Origin of the sequence: Burkholderia sp. 22PA0099 (assembly GCF_047497165.1) — a bacterium.
Lineage (GTDB): Bacteria > Pseudomonadota > Gammaproteobacteria > Burkholderiales > Burkholderiaceae > Burkholderia.
Map to the genome: position 1 here is coordinate 2,545,791 of NZ_CP163164.1, position 20,330 is coordinate 2,566,120.

Below are 20,330 nucleotides of genomic sequence, written 5' to 3' on the forward strand. Positions count from 1 at the left end.
AAGACGTGAGCAGGACGAAGGGCCCTCCAAGTGGGGCCCTTTTGCATTCATGATGTCATCGCTCAACGGCCTCGACCTATCGCCCCACTATTTACGCTCGGCCCTCCATTTGCTGCGACTCCTCACTACTTCGACGAGAACGAATAAGCGCCTCGCCGAACCTCGCATCCCCCCGAAAACGGGCCTCGTCGAGGCCCGTTTTTCATGTCTGCTGCATTGCGCAAACGGCGCCGCCGAACGCATCGGCCCAGCCCGTCAGCGCACCATTCCCACCCCGAGCGCCCGCTGATCGCCGCGTCCGTGGTCGTCCACCACCCGCACCGTGTAGCTGCCCACCGTGGCCGGCTGCCAGAACAGCGGCTCGCCGGGCCGGCTGCGGCCGACGTAGGCGTCGTCGACGAACCAGTACAGCGCATGCGCGCTCGCGTCGGCGGTGGCGTTGAAGGCGATGCGCGTGCCGTCGGGCGTGCTCATCCGCATCGCATAGGTGCTGCCGCGCAGCGGCGACGTGATGCGCGGCGGCCCGCCCGACATCTGGCCGGCATCGCGGCAGGCCGGATTCTGCGGCGGCCGGCGGCGCGGAACGCCGGCCTGGGCGAACACCTGTTGCAGATCGGACGGCCAGTACTCGTAGATTTCCACGTGCGTGCGCTTGTCGTCGTAGGGCGGGCAGGCGGCCTGGCCGGTGGCGTCGTCGATCACGACGGGCCGGTGCACGGTGCTGACGCGAATCGGCGACACGCCCGGGATGAACCAGGTCCAGCCCTGCTGCGGACACCATTCGTTCGGCAGATCGCCGCTCGCCAGGCAGATGCGCACGCGCTTGAGCCCGGCCGGCACCGGCCGCGGCGGCTCGGTGATCGGCCGTTCGGCGCGCAATGCATCGATGGTCTGGAAGAACAGCGGGGCGGCCGCGTCCACGCCGATAAATGCGGTGTTGCTCGAATTGTCGAAATTGCCGACCCACACGATCAGCACGTAAGGCCCGACGATGCCGGCCGTCCACGCATCGCGGAACGACCACGAGGTGCCGGTCTTCCAGTAGACGGGCAGCGCCGACGGCTGCGCGCCGCTGGTTTCGTCGGGCCGCAGGTGCTGGCGCAGCATGTCCATCACCATGTAGCTGGCGTCGGCGCTGAACAGCCGGCGGCCCGCCGCGCGCGGCTCGTCGGCACGCAGCCGCAGCGGGCGGTACACGCCGCCGTTGGCGAGCGTGGCGTACAGCGCGGCCAGTTCCTGCATGGTCACTTCGCCGCCGCCGAGCACGAGCGCGAGGCCGTAATGCTGCGGGCTGCGCGCGAGCCGCACGTCGGCGCTCTGCAGGAATGCGTAGAGGTCGGGCTTCTTCAATTGCGATGCCACCCACACGGCCGGCACGTTGCGGCTGCGGTTCAGCGCGTCGGTGGCGGTGATCGGGCCGAGGAAATGGCCGTCGAAATTCTCGGGTGCGTAGGGGCCGAACGAGGTCGGCACGTCGCGCAGCACGGTTTGCGGATGCAGCACGCCCTGGTCGAAGCCGAGCCCGTAGATGAACGGCTTCAGCGTGGAGCCGGGCGAGCGCTTGGCCTGGGTGCCGTTGACCTGGCCGTGGATCGACCGGTCGAAGAAGTCGGCCGAGCCGACCATCGCCTTGATGCTCATGTCGCGCGTGTCGACCAGCAGGGCGGACGCGTTGCGCACGCCTTGCACGGCATTGCGCGCGACGTAACGGTGGATCTGCCGTTCGAGCAGTTGTTGCAGGCCGAGATCGAGCGTGGTGACGAGGTGCTCGCCGCTTGCGGCGGCTTCAGCGGTATCGGCCGGCAGCGCGGCATCGCGCGCGGCCAGCGCCTGATTGACCGCATGCGGCGCGAGGAATGGCATCGCATCGAGCGGCCGCAGCGCGAACGGCAACGCGAACAGCGGCTTCAGGCCGGCATCGGAGGGATGCGTGTGCAACCAGGCGGTGAAGAGCCGGTTGCGCGAGGCGGCGAGCGCGCGGTTGATCTCGGTCTGATCGGCGCCGCCGCGCACGCGTCGTGCGGGGTCCTGAGGAATCACGGCGAGCGCGAGCGCTTCGGGCAACGTCAGCGCGGCGGCCGGTTTGTCGAAATAGGCGAGGCTCGCGGTGCCCACGCCCTCGACGTTGCGGCCGTACGGCGCGAGATTGAGGTAGGCCTCCAGGATCTGCCGCTTCGAATAGCTCAGTTCGAGTTGCAGCGCGCGACCGACCTGCACGAGCTTGCCGAGCGGCGAGCGCGTGTTCAGTTGCCACATCGAGCGCGCCAGTTGCATGGTCAGCGTCGAGCCGCCCTGCGGGTTGCCGCCGCGCACGTAGGTGATCCACGCGCCGCGCAGGAGTCCGTACGGATTGAAGCCGGGGTGCCAGCGGAACCAGCGATCCTCGTGCATCAGCACGGCCGCGACGAGTTGCGGCGACATCCGGTCGAGCGGCACCCAGAGCCGATAGCGATCGTCCTTGGCGAGCGTCAGGCGCAGCAGCTTGCCGTTCGCATCGACGACGGCCGTGGAGGTAGGCTTCCAGTCGCGCAGCAGCGGGTGCGGCCACAGACGAAAGCCAACCAGCACGACGGCCACGAGCAGCACCACGGCCACGGCGTTGTGCCGGCGGCGCAGGCCGCGGGCAACCGCCCCGAGCGCCGCGCGGCCGCGCTCGCGCCAGGCAGGGCGGCCGCTCATGCCAGCACCTCGCGCGCGGCACGCGCCACGCGTTGCATCGCACGCCGCATCACGGCGCGCGCTGCACCGTCAGCGTTGCACCGCCCGGCGATTGCGCCTGGATGCGGCGGTCGTACATCGATTCGCCGTAGGCCGGCGGCACGCCGAAGCTGCCGGCGTTGGTGGCCTTGATGCGGTAGACGAACTCCTGCACGTCGGTGTTCGCGCTGCCGTAGATCACCACGCGATCGTCGCGGATATCGGCGTACTGCGGCTGCCAGGTCGAACCCGCGACGCCGATCGGCGAGCGCCAGGCGGCGTCGGCAGCGGGCGCGCTGCCATCGCCGTCGCCATTGCCGTTGCTGTCGCCGCTGCCGTCCTGCGTATCGGCGGCGGGCGCCGGGGGCGGCGTCAGCACCGGGTCGAAGCCGCCCGGCAGCAGATCGACGATCGCGATGTTGCCGACGCTGGCCGAGCCGGTCGCGCGGATCTTCAGGTGCACGTCGATCTCGTCGCCGAGCGCGATCTTGCCGAGCGGCTTGCCGTCCTTGTCGGTGTACTCGCGCACGATTTCGAGGCCGTCCTTGATCGCCTGGGTCGACGCGGCGCGATCGTAGCCGGACTGGCTCGCGATCCACCACGCCGGCTGCGTGCCGCCGTTGACGATGTCCACACGCGTGGCCGCCGCGTTCCAGGACGCCGTGCGCAACAGGTTCGCGCGCACGGTGGAGATGTCCTTCGGCGCGACGCCGGCGCGTTGCTCCTCGATCGCCAGCTTGTCGATGCCGCCCGCATTGGCGCCGGCGTAGGCGTCGAGCGCGAGGATCGTCATGGCCGACGACAGCGTGTTGAAGCGGTCCTGCTGCAACGGCAGCACCAGGTTGTCGAGCACGCGCGGCGACAGTGCGCGGGCCCGCTCGGGGAAGTGCTTCGACAGCAGATACAGCACCGACGCATCGCGCGTCAGCGGGTCGATGTAGTAGCCGCTCGGGAACGCTTCGTTCTGCGACGGTTTGCGTTCGAGCAGTGCCTGCGGCCCGGCGATCAGCGCGGCGGCGGCCTTGTCCTGCTTCAGCAACTGGTACGACGCGGCCAGCCAGGCCGCGGCGAGATCCTGCTTCCAGTCGTTCGGATAGGCATCCTGAAGACGTTTCTGCACCGCCGCGAGCGCGTTGGTGGTGACGTTGCCCTCGCGCGTCAGCAGATAGACGGCGTACGCGCGCTGCCGCAACTGGTCGAGCGAGCCGAGCGCGTCGTTGGTCGACAACTGCTGCAGATAGGCGTTGCCGGCGTCGAACATGTCGCCCGGCACGGCGGCGCCGCGCTCGCGCGCATCGATCAGCACATGCATCGCGTAGGCCGACACGAACGGATCGGCGTCGGGCGTGGCGGTCCAGACGCCGAAGCCGCCCTGCGCGTTCTGGCGCGTGCGCAAGGTCTGGAAAAACGTCTTCAGCGCGTCGGCGTTGGCGGCATCCGCGCCGGCCGACGGCGCGTGCTGCACATTGGTCAGCGCCTGCACCGACAGCCATTTCGCGGCGAACAGGCGCGGCACCGTGGCGCTCACGAGCTGCTCGCTGCAGTAGTTGTCGTAGTTGCTCAGGTACGCGGCCAGCCCTTCGCCGAGCACCAGCGGCGCGGTGGAAACGGCCGCGTCGCGCGATGCATAGGCGTCGTACATGGCGCGCAGGTTCGGCACGCTGGCGCGCTTGCCCGGGGCGACGCGCGAGAATTCCACCTGCGAGCGGAACGGCGCGGCGGGGCGCACCGACACCTCCACGCTTTGCCGCGCGCTCTTGCCGCCGTAGCTCGCGGTGAACGCCAGCGGGCCGCTGCCGAGCGTGCTGGTGGCGCGAATCCGGAAGCGCGCCACGCCCTCGTGCATCGGTGCGAGCGGCAGCGCCTGGGTGGCCGCGCCGACCACCTGGAACTGCGCGCCGGGCTTCAGCGCAACGTCGACCGGCACCGGTTTATTGCCGCCGCCATCGAGGTTGTTCGCCACGCCCACGCTGATCTCGGCTTCGTCGCCGGGTGCGAGTGTGGTCGGCACGTTCGGGCTCAGCACGAAATCGCCGCGCACGGTGGTGGCGCTCTCCGCCGTGCCGATCTTGTCCGGCGCGACCGAGACGGCCATCACGCGCAGCCGCCCGTTGAAGTAGTCGGGCACGCGGTAGCTGAATTTCGCGTCGCCGTTCACGTCGACGATGCCGGACCAGAACACCACCGGCTTGTCGTGCTTGCGACGGAACGGGTTGAGCTGGCGGCCGATCGCCTCGTCGGCGTCCCCGCCCGGCGCGGCCATCGCCATCAGCTTGTCGAAATCCGGCAGGATCAGGTCGAGGATCTGCGAGGTGCCCACTTCGAGCATCCGTTTGCGGAAGAACATCTTGAGCGGATCGCCGAGCTTGTAGCGCGCGACCTGCAGGATGCCTTCATCGACGGCGAACACCACCACCTTCGACGGCACCGGCGTATGCACCGTGAAGGTGGCCGTGTCGCCCGGCTTGACGAGCGTGGGCGCGTCGACGGCCAGCTTGTTGCGGCGCGCGTCGAGGTTCACCGAGAACGGCACCACGCCATAACTGAGCGGGCTCATGAAGATTTCGTCCGACGACGGATCGCGGACGAACTGCACGTTGATGTAGCCGTTGCCTTCGAAGCCGGCCGGCACCGTGATGTGCTGCACCGAGCTGGTGGTGTCGGCATGGAACCACGCGTGCGCGTAGACCTTGTCGCGTTCGATCGTGATCAGGCCGCTGCCCGCGTAGGGCGCGCGGATCGCCACGTCGATCGTCTCGCCGGGCTGGTAATCCGGCTTGCCGAGGTTGATCTGCAACTCGGCGTTGCGATCGAGCGAGCGCGACACGTTGGCGTCGCCGGCCACCGAGTAGTCGATGCGATTGACCTCGGTGCCGTCGGCGCGCTTGATGCGCAGCGCATAGCTGCCGGGCTGATCGGTGCGCAGCGCGAGGTCGAGGCCGGCGGCCGGAATCGTCAGCGGGGCTTCCTGCACGGGCACTTCCTTGAGGCGCGAATCGTACTTGTAGGCGCCGGAATCCTGGCGTGTCAGCACCGACACGTAGCGCAGCTCGACCAGTTGCGCGCGCAGGTCCTTCAGCGCGATCGCCTGCGCATGCGGATCGATCGCGATCAGCTTGACCGAGCGCGGGCTGCCGCGCTTCACGTAGCCGAGATCGTCCACCGCGCGATAGCCGACCAGCCAGTCGTTGTTCGAGACCAGCGCCTGCGCGTTGGCGGCGACGCTGCGGCCGCCCTCTGCCTCGTAGGCCTTGGCCTGGAAGTAGAGCTGATAGGTGGCGTCGGCGTATTTCTTGAGGTCGAGATCGAATTCGGCGTGGCCGTTGTCGTCGGTCTTGCCGTCTTCCAGCGTGGTGGTGTAGCCCTCCTTGGCGCGCCGCGCGTCGAAGAAGTGGTAATCCTTCCAGGCGCGGAACGCGGGCCACACGGGCCGCAGCGTCAGCGTGGCGGCGACGCGGCGGCTTGCGGCCGGCGTGCCGAACAGGTTGCGCGCATCGACGACGCCCTTCAGCGCATCCGGCTTGACCCAGCCGTCGGCGGTTTGCGCGGACAGCCGCGCGTCCACCTTCATGCGGTCCGGCTCGAACTCCTTGACCTGCACGGTGGTGCTGCCGATCGGCTCGTCGCCGGGCTTGCCGTCCTTGACGATGTAGAGGTTGATCGTCCACGCGCCGGTGGGCGCCGTCTCGGCCGGCGTGTAGTCGAGCGAGGTGAAGCCGCCGGCGTCGATCGAAACGGGCGGGCGCGCCACCGTGATGCCGCGCGGATCGACGATCTCGGCCTGCAGGGGCACGCCGGCCGGGCTGCGCGCCCAGCTCGCGGCGCGCACGATGAGGCCGATATGGAACAGGTCGCCCGGCCGGTACAGTCCGCGGTCGGAGAACAGATAGGCCGACAGTTGCCCCTGGTTCGCGGCGTTGCGCTCGCCGCCCACGTCGAAGCGCGAGAAATCGAGCTGGCGGTCGCGGCCCGCGAACGGCAGGAACGAGAGGTCGTTGTCCTTCCTGACGACGTACAGCTCGGGGCGCTTCTCGCGTTCGAGGCCCTTGAGCGTGGGGATATGCACCTGGCCGTCGGCGTCGGTGGTTTGCGTCGCGAGCGGCTGGCCGTTGACGGCAAGCAGCGAGACCGTTGCGCCTGCAACCGGTTTGCCGGTGCGGATCGATTGCACGAACACGTCCTGGCTGCCGTCGAGCGCCTGCTTGACGAGCATGCCGAGGTCGGTCACCACGATCAGGCGCGTGTCGCTCGGCATGGCGTCGTCGCCGCTGCCGTCGCCATTGTTGTTGTCGGCCGAATCGTCGTTGTCCTGACCGCCGTCGCTGTCGGTCGCGCCGCTGCCGTCGTCCTTGTTCGCCTTCTTGTCCTTGGCCGGATCGTAGCCGGCGAGGTGCAGCAGGAACACGCCGCGCTTGCCGTCCTTCAGGTACTGGCCGAGATCGAGGCCTTCGTAGTGCGCCTTGCCGGGGTCGCCGGCCGGGAACGCGCGCTTGTCGATGAAGCGCTCGACGATGTGATCCTCGCTGAAGCTGTACGACAGTTCGGGCTGCGAATAACTGCCCTGATTGAAGCTGACCAGATGCTGCAACTGATCGGGCAGCACGCGGCCGATTTCGAGCTTCATGCCGGGCAGGTTGCGCGCGACGATCGACAGCCGCTTGCTGCCCGACAGCGACAGCAGCGAGCCGTCGGCCATGAAGCGCAGCAGCTTCGGATAGTCGGGCACGGTCAGCACACGCTGCACCGGCTCGCCTAGCAGGTAGCCGCCGGCCGATTTGAGGCCCGCGTCGAAGCGCACGTAGAGCTTCTGGCCCGGCGTTGCATGGAACTTGAAGCTCTGCATCGGCGCGGTGTCGTCCTCGGTCGGCACCGTGGCCAGCGGCAGCGGCGTGGCGCGCTTGAGCAGCGCGTCGTCGATCTCGGACGGCTGCCAGTCGTAGGGGCCGTCGTCGGCGTCCTGCTGCACGCCGGGCTTGCGCTTGGGCAGCACCCAAGCGTGGGCGCGCGAGGCCAGATCGTCGGCGCGCACGCCGTCGCTCAGTTGCGAGACGAGCACTTGTTCGGGTTCGTAGCGATCGTTGTCGACCAGGGTAGGGGTGACGTCGCCGATCTTCAGGCTGTACAGGCCCGGCACGTCCACCTGGGCGTGCAGCACGTCCTGGGTGCCGTCGCCGCCGCGCGCGCTGCGCACGCCCTTGTCGATGTCGACGCGCGCCGTGAGCGGATCGCGAGGGATATCGAGCGGCTGGGAATGGACCCACGCGTTGATGCGGCGCGCGTCGTAGTTGACCGTATAGCGCAGCGGCGACACCGTCTTGCCGTCGCGCGCGACCAGCGACAGCGCGATGCGCTTCTCGAACGCGGCCGGATCGACCGGGTAGTTGAAGCCGACCTGCATGATGGTTTTCTTCGCGGCCGGGTTCTTCGGGTCCTGATAGAACTCGGTGCTGCCGATGCTGGCCTTGAAGGCGGCGATGTCGAACGCGAAATGGTCGTCGGCCATCTTCACTTGCGGCGCGAACACGCGGCGCACGGCGAAGCGCACCGCGACGTGCGCGCCCACCGGCCAATCGGCGGCCGGCGTGAAGCGCAGCGTGTGATCGTCGTTCCAGTGCCATTCGCCCTTCAGCGCGGGGGACATCTCGATGCCGTCCGGCACGCTTTTGCCGACCTGCTCGATCGGCGCGGCCGAGCGCGAGAACGCGACGTCGAGCGGATGCACGGTGGTCAGCGGCTTGCCCGATTCGTCGGTGTCGTAGCTCGTGACGGCGGGCGCGGTGACCTTGAACGTGACCTCGTCGGGCGCGAGGGTCTTGGGGCGGTGCTGATACCAGTAGCCGCCGCCGGCCAGCGCAAGCACGCCGGCCGCGATGCCGAGCGCATGCCAGGGGCGGCGGCGCACTGCGCGCCCGGTGACGCCGGCCCAGGCCGGTGCGGTCCACGACAGGTTGCCGAACACCGGCCGCAGCAACCGCCCGAGCAGGCGGAAGGTCCAGCGGATCGCATGCAGCGGCCACACCAGCAAAAGGCGCAATACATCCATCTTGTTATATCCCGGTCGGTCGGGCCACGCGGCGCTGCCGCGCGCTTCCCTGAGAGCGTTTATTCGAGTTCGTAGGCGGCGCGTTCGACGGCCGGTCCGCGCCGGCCGCTCACCTTACCGTCCGGGTGGGGGAAAGACAAGATTCGCGGCGGATGCGGCGGGATAAATCGGATTCGGGTTGATCGGGCCAACCGCCGACCGCCGACCGCCGACCGCCGACCGCCGACCGCCGACCGCCGACCGCCAACCGCCAACCGCCAACCGCCGACCGCGCCGCCCACCCCGACCCCAGCAACCTTCAATCCGCTTGCAGCGCCCACAGCGCATCAAGCACATGCTGCGTGGCGCTTTCGACCGGCCCGCTGCGATGCGCGATGCCGAGCTCGCGCGACAGCGCCGGGCGCAGCGGCCGCATCGCGATGCGCGCGTCGGGCGCCGGCGCGCCGGCTTCGTGCGGCAGCAGCGTGGCGCCGTAGCCGGCCGCCACCAGGCTCTTGATCGCGTCGTTGAAGTTCAGCTCGATGCGCGGGGCGGGGCGATGCCCGTCGGCGGCGAACCAATCGACGGTCTGCCGCGACAGCCGCGTGTTCGCGTCGTTGAGGATCAGCGGGCGCTTGGCCAGCCAGGCCGGCGTGACGCGCGCCGGTGCCTGCCAGTCGGCCGGCACGAACGCGAGCACCGGGTCGCGCCGCCACGGCGAGATCGTCAGGCCGGCGACGGCGGCCTGCGGCAGCGCCACCAGCCCGACATCGAGCGAGCCCTGGGACAACTGCGCGAGCGTGTCGTGCGAGGTCAGCACGGCGATCTGCACGTCGATGTCGGGATGGTCGCGCCGCAGCCGAGCCAGCACCTGCGGCAGCAGATGCGCGAATGCGCCGGTGGAGGCGCCGAGCCGCACGCGGCCGGCCAGCCCCTGCACCTGCCGTTCGACGTCGTCGAGCGTGGCCTCGACGTCGGCCAGCAGGCGCCGCGCGCGCTCGATCAGCAATTCGCCGATCGCCGACGGCCGCACGTTGCCGCGCGTGCGCGACAGCAACGGTGCGCCGACCCGCGCTTCCAGCTCGGAAATATGGAGGCTGACGGTGGGCGGCGCGAGGTGCAGCGATTGTGCGGCGGCCGCGAACGATCCGAGGTCGGCGATGGCGATTAGCGTGCGGAGGCGATCAAGACTGATTTCGCGCATGACGGAAATACTCACGTTCAGAAAATATGAATCTCGTCGTCGCGAAATTCAACTTTTCCAAGTGTAGCGCGAGCGCGATGATCGGTCATGTCGTCGATCGGCGACGGCGTTTTTGAACCACGATTCGACCCGCGATTCGTTCGCGGTCCTACGCGTAACCAGGAGCATCACGACATGAGCGGACCCATCGTTTTCATCGACGGCGACCAGGGCACCACCGGCCTGCAGATCCACGAACGGCTGCGCGGGCGCACCGATCTGCGGCTGGCCACGCTGCCGGCCGCCGACCGCAAGGACCCGGCGCGGCGCGCGGCGGCCATCAACGAATGCGACATCGCGATCCTGTGCCTGCCCGACGCGGCCGCGCGCGAATCGGCGAGCTTCGTGCGCAACCCGTCGGTGCGCGTGATCGACGCCAGCTCGGCGCATCGCACCGATCCGGCGTGGGTTTACGGCTTCCCGGAGATGGCCGACGGGCAGCCCGAACGGATCGCCGCGGCGCGGCGCGTGACCAACCCCGGCTGCTACCCGACCGGCGCGGTCGGGCTGCTGCGCCCGCTGATCGCGCAGGGCCTCGTGCCGGCCGATTACCCCGTGTCGATTCACGCGGTGTCGGGCTATTCGGGGGGCGGCCGCGCGGCGGTGGATGCGCATGAAAGCGGCGAGGGCGGCGCACCGGCGCTGCGCGTGTACGGGCTCGGCCTCGCGCACAAGCATCCGCCGGAAATCGTGCGCCATGCGGGCCTCGCGCACCGGCCGCTGTTCGTGCCGTCGTACGGCGGGTACCGGCAGGGCATCGTGCTGACGATCCCGCTCGAAACACGGCTGTTGCCGGCGGGCGTGGACGGCGCACGCCTGCATGCCGGCCTCGCCCGTCACTACGCGGGTGCGCGCCACGTACGCGTGCTCCCGGCCACGGCGAGCCGAGACGTCGCCCAGCTCGATCCGCAGGCGCTGAACGGCACCAACGACATCGAGTTCGGCGTGTTCTCGAACGACGAACACGGCCACGTGCTGCTGACGGCCGTGTTCGACAACCTCGGCAAGGGCGCATCGGGCGCGGCCGTGCAGAACCTCGACCTGATGCTGGCCGCGCTCGGCTGAAGGCCGGGAAGGCGCTGAAAGCACGAAGGCGCGAGCGGCCCCCCGCTCGCGCCTTCGTCTACGCCATGCACCGCGGCGTCAGGCCGCTTCGGGCTGCGTCGCGCAGAGCGCCGGATCGAGATCGAGCGCGGCGAGCGTCTGCGCATCGATGTCGATCCAGCAGGCCACCACCATGCGGCCATCGATCGATTCGGGCGCCCCGGCCCGGTGGGCATGCACGCCGATGCGCCGGAACAGCCGCTCGATGCTGCAGAACGTCACGCCAATCAATTGCCGCGCGCCGCGCCGCGCCGCGCATTCCACGGCCGCCGCCAGCATCGGCCGCACCGACCAGGCCAGGCTGTTGCCCTCGGCGCCGTCCTCGGCGCTGGCCGCGAAACGCGACAGCTCCCAGATGTCCGATGAGCGCGGCGCCGGCATGTCCTCGGCCAACAGGTGCGGGAAAATTTCCTGCAGCAGATAGGGCCGGGTGGTCGGCAGCAAGCGCGCACATCCGCAAATTTCCTCGCGTGCGTCGCGCGCGAACACATAGACCGTATCGTCGCGATCGTATTGATCGCGTTCGAATTGCGCGTCTTCGGTCGGCAGTTGCCAGCCGAGCTGTTCGACAAAGACGCGATAACGGTACGACCCCAATTCGGCCGCGAGTTGGGGGAAAGTCGGCCTGCCTCGTGTACGTATGTCTGCATGGTGTCCTCGTGGTGTATTCCGATTGGAATTGGCGCATTACAGCGCGCGCTCCGAGGACCGGTAACTGCTATTCCTGACAGGCCGAATCGGCACGCAAAGGTTTGCGCGCCGGATGTGTTTCAATAACGAGATTGCGTTGCGGGCCGACTTGAACCGAAAATGCAAACGTTGCGTGTTTTGCAACAGATCAGGCGATAAGATCCCACCGGATGCATATGTCGTCAGATTGAAAGGTGGATGCCCGAAGTGGGGGGCGCAGACCCGGCGGCGAGTGCGCCGTTGACGGTCGCGGCCCAGTCGAATGTGCTCAGGCAAGCCACGAGGGCGGCGGCGGTGGCGTGCATGCCGATGTCGGTGCCGAAGCGGTCGACGCCCATCAGGTTGCTGCGCACGTCGTCCCAGGCAATCAGGCAGCGGCCGGTGGCGGGATCGCGATACCAGTCCCAGCCGATCGTCAGGTGCGCAAAGCCTGGCGACGCGGCGCGGCGCCATTCGGTGAAGCCGGCGTGGTCGGCCGGCAGGCCTTCGGCGCGCAGTTCGCCGGACAGTTCGGGGTCGAGCCCCGATGCGACGTGTTCGAACGCGAGCGTCGCGAAGGCATGCAAGGGCAGGCGGACGTAGCCATCCGCCGAAGGTGCGCAGTACGGATGAAGCAGCGGGGGTGTCATGCGCGGCAATGTATCAAGCCTGAGACGCCGATGTAACCTAGCAAGAATGACAGCGTGGAAGCTGTGGGAGAGATGATGGAACTACGCTGGCAGGATGCCTACCACCAGTTCAATGCGGCCGAAAACGAGCAGCAGCTGTTTCAGCAGATCTCTGCGTATTCGCGCCGGATCGGCTTCGAATACTGCTGCTACGGGATTCGCGTGCCGCAGGCCGGCGCGCAGCCGGTCGTCGAGATCTTCGATACCTATCCGGCGGGCTGGATGGCCCACTATCAGGCGCGCAACTACATCGAGATCGATCCGACCGTGCGCGACGGCGCGCAAAGCCCCAATTTGATCATCTGGCCCGACGTGGATACCGGGGAAGCGCCGGCGTTGTGGCGTGACGCGCGCGATTTCGGCATGTCGGTGGGCGCGGCGCAATCGGCCTGGGCCGCGCGTGGGGTGTTCGGACTGCTGACCATCGCGCGCCGCTCCGACCGCCTCACGCCGGCCGAGATCAACAGCCTGACGCTGCAGGCCAACTGGCTCGCCAACCTTTCGCATTCGCTGATGGGCAAGTTCCTGGTGCCGAAGCTGTCGCCGTCGTCGTCCGTGACGCTGACGCGGCGGGAGCGCGAAGTGCTGGCGTGGACCAGCGAGGGCCGCACCGCGAGCGAGATCGGCGATCAGCTCAACATTTCCGAGCGCACCGTCACGTTTCACATCAACAACATCCTGGCCAAGCTCGGCGCCGCCAACAAGGTGCAGGCGGTGGTCAAGGCAATCGGCCTGGGCTTGATCGAAACGCCCTGAGCCAGAGCGGCCAGCGCGCCGCATTGCCAGCGCAGATCCCACGACGCGCCGCCCGGACCCGCTCCGGCCGGCGCGTCGTTCATTCCATCAGCGGTTCGGCTTCCTTGGCCGTCCAGCTGACGCTGGAAATGCTCTTCTCCATGCTCATGCGGCTCGCGATCTGTTCGAGCTTCGGCTGATCCTTCGGATGCAGCTTCAGCGTGGCCGTCACCTTGATCCGATCGGGCGCGCCTTCGTCGAGCACGTCCTCGCTCGTCAGACTCTGGAACGACAGCGGCTTCGCGTACATCGAATTCGACAGCTGGGTGCGCACGTGGATCTCGTCGGCGGCCAGGCAGATCACGGTGATCTGGTATTCGCGGATCAGGTCGGCGTTCGACACCGGCGTGGCGTTGATCGCGTGGCTGACCGAGCGCAGCACCGTGTTGACGGCCAGCACGACCACGGTGCCGGCCAGCGCCGGCACGTACAGGCCGCTGCCCGCAAGCACGCCGACCGCGGCCGAGCACCACAGCGTGGCGGCGGTATTGATGCCCTGGATCGCGCCTTTCTCGCGCATGATCACGCCGCCGCCGAGGAAGCCCACGCCCGACACGACGTAGGCGGCGATCTGCGTGACGCCGGCCACGCCGTTGCCGGTCATCACGCCGAGCGTGACGAACAGACACGCGCCGCACGTGACGAGCGTGATGGTGCGCAGGCCGGCGGTGCGCTGGCGCATCTGGCGTTCGATGCCGATCGCGACGCCGCAGGCGAACGCGGTGAGCAGGCGGAGGATGAATTCGACGGTCATGGTGTGCAAGGCCTGGCTGGGGGCGCCGCGAGCGGGCCGGCATCGAATCGGCCGCGCGTGGCGCAACCCGTAACGATACCGCGCGGCAGGCGGCCGAATATGAAACAAGGATGACGCTCGCCGCGCGACCGGACGCGGCGTCAGCCAGGCAGGCTGGGGGCGTTCAGGTGGCGCGGCGTTGCGCGGCGGGTTCGCGGCAACTGTCCACGGAGATTCCTTTGGAGAACGGATCGGCGCGATTCTAGCAGGCGAGGCGGCGCGCCGGGCAGGCCGATCTGCGGGCATGTGCGGGCAGGCACGACTCGCGCGACGCGCCGCACATTGGGCACAATGAGGCACCCGCCACCGCCCGATCCGGCCATGCTGCTCAAAACCCTGCTGCGACGCCTCGACCTCACCACGCTGCAACTGTTCCTCGCCGTGCACGAGGAAGGCACGCTCACGCGCGCGGCCGAGCGCGAGGCGATCGCCGTCTCGGCCGCCAGCAAGCGCCTGCTCGAACTGGAGCAGGTGGTGGGCGCCGCACTGTTCCAGCGCAACGCGCGCGGCATGACGCTGACGCCGGCCGGCGAGACGCTGCTGCACCATGCGCGGCGCGTGATGCGCGACATCGAGAACATCGGCGCCGAGCTGGCCGGCTATGCGAGCGGCGTGCGCGGCTACGTGCGGATGTCGTCGAACCTGTCGGGCATCGTCGAATTCCTGCCGGAGGATCTGCGCGCGTTCCAGGCCGAGCACGAACGCGTCAAGCTCGACCTGGAGGAGCGGCCGAGCGGCGGCGTGGTGGAGGCGGTGGACGACAGCCTGGTCGACATCGGCATCTGCTCGGAGGATGCCGACACGCGCGCGCTGCACGTCGAGCACTACCGCCACGACACGCTGGTGATCGTGGCGCGCCCCGACGATCCGCTCGCCGCGCACGACAGCCTGCCGTTCGCGGCCACGCTCGACAGCGACCACGTGGGCCTGCACGTCTCCAGTTCGATCAACATGCGCACCCATCTCGCGGCGCGCCAGGCCGGCCGCCCGCTGCGGCTGCGAATCCACGTGCCGGGCTTCGACGCCGTGTGCCGGATGGTGCAGGCCGGGATGGGGGTGGGCGTGCTGCCTCGCAAGGTGTACGAACTGATGGGGCGGCCGCTCGGGCTCGCCGCGATCGGCCTGGACGACGACTGGTCGTGTCGGCGGCTGGTGCTGGTGGTGCGCGAGGTGGCGGCGCTGTCGCCCGTCAGCCGGCTGCTGTTCGAGCACCTGCGCACCATCGAGGCCCGCGAAACCGAGGCGCCGCGCCACGACTGACGCATCGGGCAGCGTTCGCGGTTCGCGAACGCTGCTTGGCGAAATGCGGTTGGACGTTCGCCGCCCGGCAACCCTACGCTGTGCTCCATCAAGATTCGAACCGGAGACAGCAACATGAGTGGCCCCCTCCAAGGGATTCGCGTGATCGAAATCGGCACGCTGATCGCCGCCCCGTTCGCCGCCCGCCTGATGGCGGAATTCGGTGCCGAGGTCATCAAGATCGAAGCGCCCGAGACCGGCGACCCGCTGCGCAAATGGCGCAAGCTGCACGAGGGCACCTCGCTCTGGTGGTATCTGCAGTCGCGCAACAAGCAATCGGTCTGCGTCAACCTGAAATCGCCCGAGGGCGTCGAGATCGTCAAGCAACTGGTGGCCGAAGCCGACGTGCTGATCGAGAACCTGCGCCCCGGCGCGCTCGAAAAGCTCGGCCTCGGTTGGGACACGCTGCATGCGCTGAACCCGAAGCTGACCATGGTGCGCATCTCGGGTTACGGCCAGACCGGCCCGTACCGCGACCGCCCCGGCTTCGGCGCGATCGGCGAGGCGATGGGCGGGATTCGCTACACCACCGGCGAGATCGACGGCGCGCCGGCGCGTGTCGGCGTGAGCCTCGGCGATTCGCTGGCCTCACTGCACGGCGTGATCGGTGCGCTGATGTCGCTGCTGCGCGTGAAGACCGGGCAGGGCGAAGGGCAGGTGGTGGACGTGTCGCTGGTCGAGAGCGTATTCAACCTGATGGAAAGCCTGGTGCCCGAGTACGACCTGCTCGGCCATGTGCGCGAGCGCAGCGGCGGCGCGCTGCCGGGCATCGCGCCGTCGAACACCTACCGCACGGAAGACGGCGCGTTCGTGGTGATCGCCGGCAACAGCGATCCGATCTTCCGCCGCCTGATGCACACGATCGGCCGCCCCGATCTGGCCGACGATCCCGCGCTCGCGCACAACGACGGCCGCGTCAAGCAGACGGTGATGCTCGACGCCGCGATCGCCACCTGGACGTCCCATCATTCGATCGACGACGTGCTGGCCGCGCTGGAGCGCGCCGAGGTGCCGTCGGGCCGCATCTATTCGGTGGCCGATATCGTCAGCGATCCTCATTATCAGGCGCGCGACATGCTGCTGCCGGCCACGCTGCCGGGCGGCGCGTCGGTCGCCATGCCGGGCATCGTGCCGAAGCTGTCGGACACGCCGGGCGGCATGAACTGGCCCGGCCCGGCGCTCGGCGCGCACACCTCGAGCGTGCTGGCGGGGCTCGGTTACGACGAGGACGAGATCGCACGGTTGCGTGCACAGGGAGCGGTGCAATGAGCACGACCGAGATGCTGATCGTCCAGGAAGTCGCGCCGCGCGACGGCTTGCAGATCGAACCGCAATGGGTCGAGACGGCCGACAAGATCGCGTTGATCGACGGCTTGTCGTCGCTCGGCTTCACGCGCATCGAGGCCGGCTCGTTCGTCTCGCCGAAGGCGATTCCCGCGCTGCGCGACGGCGACGCCGTGTTTCGCGGCATGCGCCGCGCGCCGGGCGTGACCTACGTGGCGCTGGTGCCGAACGCGAAGGGCGCCGAACGCGCGCTGGCCGCCCAGGCCGACGAATTGAACCTCGTGATGTCGGCCAGCCAGACCCACAACCGCGCCAACATGCGCATGAGCTGCGAGGCCTCGCTGGCCGGTTTCGGCGACATCGTCGCGCAGGTGCGCGGCGCGGCCGTCTCGCTCAATGCGACGGTGGCCACCGCGTTCGGCTGCCCGTTCGAAGGCCGCATCGACGAGGATCGCGTGCTGCATATCGTCGACACCTATCGCGAGCTGGGCATCGCGGGCATCACGCTGGCCGACACCACCGGCATGGCGAACCCGCGCCAGGTCGCGCGGATCGTCGCGCGCGTGCTCGAACGCGTGCCGGCCTCGGCGCTGACGCTGCATTTCCACAACACGCGCGGGCTGGGCCTGGCCAACGTGCTGGCCGCCTATGAAGCCGGCGCGCGCCGCTTCGACGCCGCGCTCGGCGGCCTCGGCGGCTGCCCGTTCGCGCCGGGCGCGTCCGGCAACATCTGCACCGAGGATCTCGTCAACCTGTGCGACGAGATCGGCGTGCCCACCGGCATCCACCTGCCGGCGCTGATCGCGCTGTCGCGCACGCTGCCGGCGCTGGTCGGCCACGCGGTGCCGGGGCAGGTCGCGAAGGCCGGCCGCAACGCCGACCTGCATCCCGCGCCCGATTACGTGGCCGGGATTGCCTGAGCACGCATCGCATCACGGCTTCACCGCTACGCAACGAAAACATCGCAGTCCTCATTCACCAAATCGACCGGGCGGCACACGCCAGCCCGGCCTGGAGACAAGCATGACAACCAGCAGCGCAATCGCAACGGAGGGCCGCGCCGCCAGCGGCGAATCCGGCATCCAGGTGATCCGCAAGGTCGCGTGGCGGATCATGCCGCTGATCATGATCTGCTATCTGTTCGCGTTCTTCGACCGGATCAACATCAGCTTCGCCAAGTTCCAGTTGCAGGGCGACCTCGGCTTGTCCGATACCGCCTACGGGCTCGGCGCGAGCCTGTTCGTGATCGGCTACGTGCTGTTCGAGGTGCCGAGCAACCTGTTCCTCTATCGGGTCGGCGCGCGGCGCTGGATCGCGCGGATCATGATTTCGTGGGGCATCGCCACCACCGCGATGGTGTTCGTCCACACCGAATGGCAGTTCTACGGGCTGCGCTTCGTGATCGGCGCGATGGAGGCCGGCTTCGCGCCGGGCGTGCTCTATTACCTGACGCTGTGGTTTCCGCCGAGCCATCGCGGCCGCATCACGTCGATGCTGTTCCTCGCCTCGGCGTTCTCGGGGCTGGTGGGCGCACCGGCCGCGGGCCTCGTGCTCGGCCACCTGAACGGCGCGCTCGGCATGCCGGGCTGGCACTGGCTGTTCCTGCTCGGCGGGGTGCCGTGCATCGGGCTGGGGCTGCTGGTGCTCACGCAACTGAAGGACCGCATCGACGACGCGCACTGGCTGTCGGGCGACGAGAAGGCCTGGCTGTCGGGGCAGATCGCGCAGCAGAGTCGGCACCCGCAGGGCGGCCACTCGCTGGCCGGCGCGCTGAAGACGCCGGGTTTCCTGATGCTCGGTTTGGTCTACTTCCTGATCCAGATCGCGTCGTACGGCCTGAATTTCTGGGCGCCGCACCTGATCCGCACGGCCGGCACGCACAACCCGACGCTGATCGGGCTGCTGACCTCGGTGCCGTACATCACCGGCGCGATCGCGATGGTGGTGGTGGGGCGGCTGTCCGATGCGAGCGGCGAGCGCCGCAAGTATGTGTTCGCACTGCTGATGATGGCCGCGCTCGGCTTCTTCGCGGCCGGCTTCTTCGACCGGCAGACCACCTTGCTGGTGATCGCGCTGGCGGTGATGGGCGCGGGCGTGGTGGCGTCGATTCCGGCGTTCTGGGCGCTGCCGCCGAAGCTCGTGACGGGCGCGGGCGCGGCGGGCGGCATCGCGCTGATCAATACGCTCGGGCAGTTGGGCGGGATCGTCAGCCCGGTGATGGTGGGCCGCGTGCGCGACCTGACCGGCTCGACCACGCCGGCGCTCTACGTGATCGGCTTGCTCAGTCTGATTTGCGCGGGGCTGGTGTGGTTCGCGCTGCCGGCCTCGCTGCGCGAGCGCGACGGGCGCATCGCGGGTTGAGGCTTCCGCGGCGACGCAAGCGACGAAGGGCGGGCGCGGGCTCGCCCTTCGTCGTTTCGGCGCTTGGGCCGGGTGGCCCGTTCAGAACATCACGGCGATGCCGACCATGCCGACGAACTGCGATTTCGTCGACGAGGCGGTGAACTGCTGCGAATCGCCCACGGCCGGCGCGGCCGCGACGATATCGCCCGCGCCCTTCGCGCCGAGCGTGTTGCCGCCGGCGTGCTGGTAGGCCTGCACGGCGTAGAGGATGGTGCGCGGCGACAGGTTGTACGACTCCTTGAGCGACACCTGGTGATAGCGCGCGGCGTTCGAGATGCCGTTGGCCTTGGCCGCCGTCGTGTACGAATAGCCGCCGCCCACCGAGAACACCGGCGTGAAGCGGTAAATCGCGATCGCGCCGTAGGTATTGAAGATCGCCGTATCGGAGAACGCCGACTGCGCGCCGGGCAGGTACTCGACGTTCGAGTAGTTCAGGCCGAGCAGCAGGTTGCCGAACTTGTAGTTGCCCGACGCCGCGATGTGCTGCACCGCGCGCGCCGTCAGATAGCCCTGGTTCAGCACCGAGGTGGCGAAGCTCGCGCTCGGCGCGATGCTCGGGTTCGAAAAGCCGGCCGGCTGCCCGGAGCTGTTCATGCGCAGGTAGCCCACCGCCATGCCGAGCGGCCCGTTCGCATAGCGCAGCGCCGCGCTGAGCGTGTTGCCCTTGCCGGCGCTGCCGGGAATGCCGCTCACGCCCACCATCGCGCTCGCGCTGAAGCCGCCGAGGGTCGGCGACGTGTAGGTCACCGCGTTGTTGATGCGGATCGTCGTATCGAGGCCGTCGATGTCGCCCGGGTGCGCGCCGGTTGCGCCGGTCAGCCAGTTGCTCGAATCGTAGGCCCCCACGAACAGGTAGTACGGCGTGTACTGGCGGCCCGCCGTCAGCGTGCCGTAGCGATCGTTCTGGAGTCCGACGAATGCCTGCCGGTTGAACAGCGTGCCGGCCGAGGCCTGCGCGCCGGTGTTCAGGTTGAAGCCCGCCTGCAGATCGAAGATCGCATGGGTGCCGCCGCCGAGATCCTCGTTGCCGCGCAGCCCGAACTTCGACGCGTACAGGTTGCCGTCGCGCAGGTACACGTTCGAATGGCCGTTCTGGTTGTTGACGTAGGTGAGCGCGTTGTCGGCGACGCCGTACAACGTGACGCTGCTCTGCGCGAGCACGGGGCCGGCGGCCAGCGCGGCGGCGGTAGCGAACAGCGAGCGGCCGAGCGCGAGGCGGGTGGACATGGGTGTCTCCTGAAAAGGATCGCGGAAGATGGCTATCCGCTGTTGTGATGAAGCGCCCGTCGGGCCTGTCGGGTCTGTCGGCAGGCCGTGGATCGTGCGACGCCG

12 protein-coding genes and 1 pseudogene are annotated in these 20,330 nt (G+C 68.8%); 6 read left to right on the forward strand and 7 right to left on the reverse strand.

Annotation, left to right across the window (positions count from 1 at the left end; translation table 11 throughout):
• Positions 1-255: 255 nt before the first annotated feature.
• From pbpC to AB4851_RS11365, 3 genes are all read right to left on the reverse strand, one after another.
• A complete protein-coding gene (gene pbpC / locus AB4851_RS11355) occupies positions 256-2,679 on the reverse strand; it encodes a penicillin-binding protein 1C (protein ID WP_414447279.1) in 2,424 nt (807 codons plus the stop codon).
• Between the two features lie 49 nt (positions 2,680-2,728).
• Positions 2,729-8,740 (reverse strand): MG2 domain-containing protein, encoded by a 6,012-nt coding sequence (locus tag AB4851_RS11360; RefSeq protein WP_414447280.1) that lies wholly within the window; start codon positions 8,738-8,740, stop codon positions 2,729-2,731.
• A 298-nt stretch (positions 8,741-9,038) separates the two neighbouring features.
• Entirely contained in the window at positions 9,039-9,923 is an 885-nt protein-coding gene (locus tag AB4851_RS11365) for a LysR family transcriptional regulator (RefSeq protein WP_414447281.1), read from the reverse strand.
• Between the two features lie 174 nt (positions 9,924-10,097).
• Here AB4851_RS11365 and argC point away from each other — a divergent pair, with 174 nt between their 5' ends.
• Positions 10,098-11,027: an N-acetyl-gamma-glutamyl-phosphate reductase gene (argC, locus tag AB4851_RS11370; protein ID WP_414447282.1), complete on the forward strand. Its 930-nt coding sequence runs from the start codon at positions 10,098-10,100 to the stop codon at positions 11,025-11,027.
• Positions 11,028-11,105: 78 nt separating this feature from the next.
• Here the strand turns inward: argC and AB4851_RS11375 are convergent.
• Positions 11,106-11,716, reverse strand: a pseudogene (locus tag AB4851_RS11375) (acyl-homoserine-lactone synthase).
• 222 nt (positions 11,717-11,938) lie between these two features.
• Positions 11,939-12,385: a DUF4902 domain-containing protein gene (locus tag AB4851_RS11380; RefSeq protein WP_414447283.1), complete on the reverse strand. Its 447-nt coding sequence runs from the start codon at positions 12,383-12,385 to the stop codon at positions 11,939-11,941.
• Positions 12,386-12,460: 75 nt separating this feature from the next.
• On the opposite strand from AB4851_RS11380, the gene AB4851_RS11385 reads away from it, so the two are divergent.
• The gene (locus tag AB4851_RS11385; protein WP_414449171.1) at positions 12,461-13,180 is read left to right on the forward strand and encodes an autoinducer binding domain-containing protein; all 720 of its coding nucleotides are present in this window, start codon (positions 12,461-12,463) and stop codon (positions 13,178-13,180) included.
• 79 nt (positions 13,181-13,259) lie between these two features.
• Here the strand turns inward: AB4851_RS11385 and AB4851_RS11390 are convergent, their stop codons facing one another.
• Positions 13,260-13,973 (reverse strand): MgtC/SapB family protein, encoded by a 714-nt coding sequence (locus AB4851_RS11390; protein ID WP_414447284.1) that lies wholly within the window; start codon positions 13,971-13,973, stop codon positions 13,260-13,262.
• 360 nt (positions 13,974-14,333) lie between these two features.
• On the opposite strand from AB4851_RS11390, the gene AB4851_RS11395 reads away from it, so the two are divergent.
• From AB4851_RS11395 to AB4851_RS11410, 4 genes are all read left to right on the forward strand, one after another.
• Positions 14,334-15,272, forward strand: coding sequence for a LysR family transcriptional regulator (locus AB4851_RS11395; RefSeq protein WP_414447285.1), 939 nt, complete (start codon positions 14,334-14,336; stop codon positions 15,270-15,272).
• A gap of 114 nt (positions 15,273-15,386) precedes the next feature.
• Positions 15,387-16,580 (forward strand): CaiB/BaiF CoA transferase family protein, encoded by a 1,194-nt coding sequence (locus AB4851_RS11400; RefSeq protein ID WP_414439546.1) that lies wholly within the window; start codon positions 15,387-15,389, stop codon positions 16,578-16,580.
• Positions 16,577-17,515, forward strand: a complete 939-nt coding sequence (locus AB4851_RS11405; RefSeq protein WP_414447286.1) for a hydroxymethylglutaryl-CoA lyase — start codon at positions 16,577-16,579, stop codon at positions 17,513-17,515. The genes AB4851_RS11400 and AB4851_RS11405 overlap by 4 nt, the downstream gene beginning before the upstream one ends.
• Before the next feature lie 103 nt (positions 17,516-17,618).
• On the forward strand, positions 17,619-18,956 hold the full coding sequence (locus AB4851_RS11410) for an MFS transporter (RefSeq protein WP_414439544.1): 1,338 nt from the start codon (positions 17,619-17,621) through the stop codon (positions 18,954-18,956).
• An 81-nt stretch (positions 18,957-19,037) separates the two neighbouring features.
• Here the strand turns inward: AB4851_RS11410 and AB4851_RS11415 are convergent, their stop codons facing one another.
• Positions 19,038-20,225, reverse strand: coding sequence for a porin (locus tag AB4851_RS11415; RefSeq protein ID WP_414447287.1), 1,188 nt, complete (start codon positions 20,223-20,225; stop codon positions 19,038-19,040).
• Positions 20,226-20,330 lie beyond the last annotated feature (105 nt).

Excerpts from the sequence above, each read along its gene's own strand:
- pbpC (WP_414447279.1), bottom strand. The coding sequence starts at position 2,679 with ATGAGCGGCCGCCCTGCCTGGCGCGAGCGCGGCCGCGCGGCGCTCGGG.
- AB4851_RS11360 (WP_414447280.1), bottom strand. The coding sequence starts at position 8,740 with ATGGATGTATTGCGCCTTTTGCTGGTGTGGCCGCTGCATGCGATCCGC.
- AB4851_RS11365 (WP_414447281.1), bottom strand. The coding sequence starts at position 9,923 with ATGCGCGAAATCAGTCTTGATCGCCTCCGCACGCTAATCGCCATCGCC.
- argC (WP_414447282.1), top strand. The coding sequence starts at position 10,098 with ATGAGCGGACCCATCGTTTTCATCGACGGCGACCAGGGCACCACCGGC.
- AB4851_RS11380 (WP_414447283.1), bottom strand. The coding sequence starts at position 12,385 with ATGACACCCCCGCTGCTTCATCCGTACTGCGCACCTTCGGCGGATGGC.
- AB4851_RS11385 (WP_414449171.1), top strand. The coding sequence starts at position 12,461 with ATGGAACTACGCTGGCAGGATGCCTACCACCAGTTCAATGCGGCCGAA.
- AB4851_RS11390 (WP_414447284.1), bottom strand. The coding sequence starts at position 13,973 with ATGACCGTCGAATTCATCCTCCGCCTGCTCACCGCGTTCGCCTGCGGC.
- AB4851_RS11395 (WP_414447285.1), top strand. The coding sequence starts at position 14,334 with ATGCTGCTCAAAACCCTGCTGCGACGCCTCGACCTCACCACGCTGCAA.
- AB4851_RS11400 (WP_414439546.1), top strand. The coding sequence starts at position 15,387 with ATGAGTGGCCCCCTCCAAGGGATTCGCGTGATCGAAATCGGCACGCTG.
- AB4851_RS11405 (WP_414447286.1), top strand. The coding sequence starts at position 16,577 with ATGAGCACGACCGAGATGCTGATCGTCCAGGAAGTCGCGCCGCGCGAC.
- AB4851_RS11410 (WP_414439544.1), top strand. The coding sequence starts at position 17,619 with ATGACAACCAGCAGCGCAATCGCAACGGAGGGCCGCGCCGCCAGCGGC.
- AB4851_RS11415 (WP_414447287.1), bottom strand. The coding sequence starts at position 20,225 with ATGTCCACCCGCCTCGCGCTCGGCCGCTCGCTGTTCGCTACCGCCGCC.